The following is a 3939-nucleotide window of genomic DNA, read 5'->3' as shown; positions in this document are numbered from 1 at the left end:
CCGAGGTCCAGGTGGTCGCGCACCGGGAAGTCGAAGGTCGGCGGGGTGCCGACGTGCTCGAGCACGACGTAGTCGTCCTCACCGCCCGACGGCACCTGCGGCTCGATGACGTTCTCGATGCGGCGGGGTGCTCTACTCCGGGCTCGACCTGGCCGCGGCGCCGGATGCCGCGCAGGTCGCGCAGACCTGGGCCGACTACGTCGTCGGCCTGTGCCGCGGTGCCCGCATGGAGCTCACCTCGGCCGATGCGGCCGCGATCCGCAGCTGGGTGGGCGGCGGGCTCACCGGACGGCGCTGACCGACCGATGACGACCACCGCACCGCCGTCGCGCACGGCACCGCTCGTCGCCCCCAGCGAGGTGGCCGCATGATCGGCCTGCTCGGCGAGGTCGCCGGTCTGGGGCTGGCCGCCGTCGACGTGGTCGGCATCGTGTTCATGCCGATCCTGCTCGCCCAGCCCCGCGGGCTGCGTCGCGCGCTGGTGTTCCTCGCCGGCTCGCTCGTCGCGCTCGTCGCCATGGGGATGGTGTTCACCACCGGGGTGGGCAAGGTCGTCGTCCGGCTCACCCACCGGATGCCGTGGCTGGTGCCCGGCATCGAGGTGGCCGGCGGCGTCATCGTGCTGGCGCTCGGGGCGTACATGGTGGTGCGCGCCGCGCGGGGGGCGCGCACGCACGCCCCGGACTCGCTCGTGCAGCGCCTCGCCCTGCCCGAACCGCTGCTGTTCGCGTTCGGTGCCGCGCTCGTCGCGGTGCAGTCCGTGATCGACGTGGTGTTCGTCGTCGCCATGGTGGAGATCGGCACCAAGGGGCTCGCGCTGGTCTCGGTGATCGGCCTCGTGCTCACCTACGCGGTCACGGCGCTGGCCATCCAGGCGGCCGTCGTGGTCGCCTACGTCGCGACGCCCGTGGAGCGGCGGACCCAGGTGATGGACGCGTTCACCGCCTGGCTCACCCGGTCCGGTGAGCTGTGGGCCGGCATCATCGCCCTCGTGCTCGGTGTGGCCCTGCTGGGGCTCACCGGGCCCGACCTGCTCGCCGCGCTGCACCACCGGCACTGAGCCGCCGGTGGCCGGTGGGCGGCGGTGCGAGGTCAGCCGCGCGCAGTGACCCGGGGGTGGTCGCGCCAGGCGGGCATCGTCGCCATGAAGGCGAGCGTGTCCGCCTCGACCTGCGCGCGGCTGAGCTCGGGGTGCGAGCGCTGCTGCCACGACACCATCGCGGCGAACCGGGTGTCGAAGTCCTGCAGGTGGCCCTGCTCATCGGTGCAGTGGGCGCAGTACCGGCCGCTCTCGATCGGCATCGAACAGCTCTCGCACCGGGCGGTGACGGTCATGGCAGGTCCTTCCGGTGGGGTGCGGCGGCCAGCAGGGTGCGCAGACCGGTGAGGACGACGCCGCGCGCGTCCTCGTCCACCCCCTCCAGGGCGGTGGCCAGCAGCGTGAGGTCGAGCACCGACTGCTCGCGCCGCAGCGCGTCGCGGCCGGCATCGGTCAGCCACACGTAGGTGCGGCGCCGGTCCTGCTCGTCGGGCCGACGTTCGACCAGCCCGTTGCGCTCCAGCTGGGCGAGGATCTCGCTCGTCACCGACTGCGCCCGGTCCAGGTGGGCGCTCGCCTCCCCGACCGTCACCGGGCCGGTGAGCGCCAGGTGCGTCAGCGTCGCGCGCGAGGCGCCGGACAGCCCCCGGTCGGTCCCGTCGCGCCGGTGGTACGCGGCGTAGACGGCACGGAACGCCTCGTCGACCTGGTCGGCCAGGTGGTCGGCGAGATGGTCCGGCGGGAGGGCGGGCGGCACTCCGTCAGCGTGCCGCGGCACCGATCCATCGTCCAGCCCGATGGATCGGCGGGGCTCCGCGAAAGGGCGACGCCGGGCCCCGACGTGCGGGACCCGGCGTCGCCGGTGCTGCCGTGGTGTGCGGCGGGTTCAGACCAGGCGCGCCTTCGGCGAACTCTGCGCGGTGAGGGCCGGGTCGTCGGTGACGACACCGGCGAGCACCTCGTCGATCCGGGTGAGCAGCTCGGGCGGGATGGTGACGCCCGACGCCTTGACGTTGTCGGTCACCTGCTCGGGACGACTCGCGCCGACGAGCGCGGTGGCGACGTTGTCGTTGGCCAGCACCCAGGCGATGGCCAGCTGGGCCATGGTGAGACCGAGCTCGTCGGCGATGGGGCGCAGCCCCTGCACGGCGGTGAGCACCTCGTCGGAGAGCAGCCGCTTGATGAACTGCGCGCCGCCGTTGGTGTCGGTGGCCCGGGACCCGGCGGGCGGCTGCTGACCGGGCAGGTACTTGCCGCTGAGCACGCCCTGGGCGACGGGCGACCAGACCACCTGGGACATGCCGAGCTCACGGCTGGTGGGCACGACCTCGCCCTCGATGACGCGGTAGAGCATCGAGTACTGCGGCTGGTTGGACACGAGCGGGACGCCCAGCTCAGTGGCCAGTGCGTGACCGGCGCGCAGCTGTTCGGCGGTCCACTCGCTCACGCCGATGTAGAGCGCCTTGCCGGCGCGCACCACGTCGGCGAAGGCCTGCATGGTCTCTTCCAGCGGCGTCTCGTAGTCGTACCGGTGGGCCTGGTAGAGGTCGACGTAGTCGGTGCGCAGCCGGGTGAGCGAGGCGTCGATCGACTCGCGGATGTGCTTGCGCGACAGCCCGGTGTCGTTGGGACCCATGGGGCCGGTCGGGAAGTAGACCTTGGTGAAGATCTCGAGCGAGGCGCGCCGCTGACCCGCGAGGGCCTCGCCGAGCACGGTCTCGGCGGCGCCGTTGGCGTAGGCGTCGGCCGTGTCGAAGGTGGTGATCCCCGCGTCGAGGGCGGCCCGGACGCAGGCGATGGCCTGCTCGTTCTCGACCTGGGAGCCGTGGGTGATCCAGTTGCCGTAGGTGATCTCGGAGATCTTGAGGCCGGAGCGGCCGAGGTAGCGAAAGTGCATGCCGCCATTGTCCGCCGCCGCACCCACATCGCGCTGCGCGGCCCCGTTCGACCGAGGGCTGAGACGGCCCGTCCGGCCGTCGGACGGGAGCGGGTGAAGGTGGTCGATGTCAGGAGCGTTGAGCCCTTTGGTCCTGTCAATGCACGTCACAGGCGCGCATGATGGACCCCGCCGGCGACCCCGGCCCGCAGCACGCAGCTCTCACAAGGAACTCCTGAAGGAACGCGACCGACGATGACCACGCTCCCCGCCCCCGCCTCCCTGACCCGCGTCGCCGACCGCGCACGCGACCTCGCCGAGGCGATCTACTCCGGCCCCGCCCCCACCTCCGGCCCGACCGCCGCCGCCAAGGCCCGCCGCGCGACCTACCTGGTCGTCAGCGCCGTCGCCTGGCCGCTGGCCGCGCTCCTGGTGACCGGTCTGCTCGCCTCGCTCTTCCGCTGAGGCCGGGCGCACCCACGCCGCAGCCCGCGGGCCCGCACCGACGGTGAGTGCCCGCGGGCTCTCGCGCGCCGTCGCGCGGGCGCCCCGGCAGCGGGTGGATGAACAGCAGCGGTCCGGGGTCTATCTATAAAGAAACTTCCCTGTTAGTGTCCCCGCCATCGAGACGGGAGACCCGATGGCGGACTCGAACGAACCAGCCCCCGGCACACCGGGCTGGCTCCGGTCGCGCAACGACGCGCAGGCGCTCGCCCTGCTGCTCGACCACGGCGCCCTCACGCGCGCCGAGCTCGGCGCGCTCACCGGGCTGTCCAAGCCCACCGCCGCCCAGATGGTCACCCGGCTCGAACGGCTCGGCCTCGTCGGACCCGTCGGCGAGGCACCCGCCCGCCGCGGCCCGGCCGCCGTGACCTACGGCGCCCGGGTCGAGGGCGCCCGCGCCCTGGCCGTCGACGTGCGCGCCGACGCGCTCGACGCCCAGGTGGTCGACGCGCTCGACACCGACCACCCCGTCGTCACCGTCCCGCTCACCGGACGCGACCGCACCCCCGCCGGTGACGTG

The 3939-nt window shown here is 73.5% G+C and carries 7 protein-coding genes; 4 read left to right on the top strand and 3 right to left on the bottom strand.

From position 1 onward, the window contains the following. Positions 1 to 127 precede the first annotated feature (127 nt). A complete protein-coding gene (locus F2B26_RS14890; RefSeq protein ID WP_159810703.1) occupies positions 128 to 298 on the top strand; it encodes a hypothetical protein in 171 nt (56 codons plus the stop codon). A gap of 69 nt (positions 299 to 367) precedes the next feature. Continuing rightward, on the top strand, positions 368 to 1060 hold the full coding sequence (locus F2B26_RS14885) for a GAP family protein (protein WP_159810701.1): 693 nt from the start codon (positions 368 to 370) through the stop codon (positions 1058 to 1060). Between the two features lie 32 nt (positions 1061 to 1092). Here F2B26_RS14885 and F2B26_RS14880 read toward each other — a convergent pair whose 3' ends face one another. The 3 genes from F2B26_RS14880 to F2B26_RS14870 form a co-directional block, all read right to left on the bottom strand. Beyond that, positions 1093 to 1335, bottom strand: a complete 243-nt coding sequence (locus F2B26_RS14880) for a hypothetical protein (RefSeq protein ID WP_159810699.1) — start codon at positions 1333 to 1335, stop codon at positions 1093 to 1095. After that, positions 1332 to 1796: a MarR family winged helix-turn-helix transcriptional regulator gene (locus F2B26_RS14875; RefSeq protein ID WP_159810697.1), complete on the bottom strand. Its 465-nt coding sequence runs from the start codon at positions 1794 to 1796 to the stop codon at positions 1332 to 1334. The genes F2B26_RS14880 and F2B26_RS14875 overlap by 4 nt, the downstream gene beginning before the upstream one ends. Positions 1797 to 1925: 129 nt before the next feature. Next, positions 1926 to 2936: an aldo/keto reductase family protein gene (locus F2B26_RS14870; RefSeq protein ID WP_159810695.1), complete on the bottom strand. Its 1011-nt coding sequence runs from the start codon at positions 2934 to 2936 to the stop codon at positions 1926 to 1928. Positions 2937 to 3170: 234 nt separating this feature from the next. On the opposite strand from F2B26_RS14870, the gene F2B26_RS14865 reads away from it, so the two are divergent. Both F2B26_RS14865 and F2B26_RS14860 read left to right on the top strand, forming a co-directional pair. Then, entirely contained in the window at positions 3171 to 3380 is a 210-nt protein-coding gene (locus tag F2B26_RS14865; RefSeq protein WP_159810693.1) for a hypothetical protein, read from the top strand. Positions 3381 to 3555: 175 nt separating this feature from the next. After that, positions 3556 to 3939: MarR family transcriptional regulator (locus F2B26_RS14860; protein WP_159810691.1), on the top strand; the 384-nt coding region annotated here is incomplete at its 3' end.

Origin of the sequence: Cellulomonas citrea (assembly GCF_009829685.1) — a bacterium.
Classification (GTDB): domain Bacteria; phylum Actinomycetota; class Actinomycetes; order Actinomycetales; family Cellulomonadaceae; genus Cellulomonas; species Cellulomonas citrea.
This window is presented reverse-complemented; position numbering and strand designations above follow the sequence as displayed.

Coding starts and splice junctions, on each gene's coding strand:
- F2B26_RS14885 (WP_159810701.1), top strand. CDS start 368: ATGATCGGCCTGCTCGGCGAGGTCGCCGGTCTGGGGCTGGCCGCCGTC.
- F2B26_RS14865 (WP_159810693.1), top strand. CDS start 3,171: ATGACCACGCTCCCCGCCCCCGCCTCCCTGACCCGCGTCGCCGACCGC.
- F2B26_RS14870 (WP_159810695.1), bottom strand. CDS start 2,936: ATGCACTTTCGCTACCTCGGCCGCTCCGGCCTCAAGATCTCCGAGATC.
- F2B26_RS14880 (WP_159810699.1), bottom strand. CDS start 1,335: ATGACCGTCACCGCCCGGTGCGAGAGCTGTTCGATGCCGATCGAGAGC.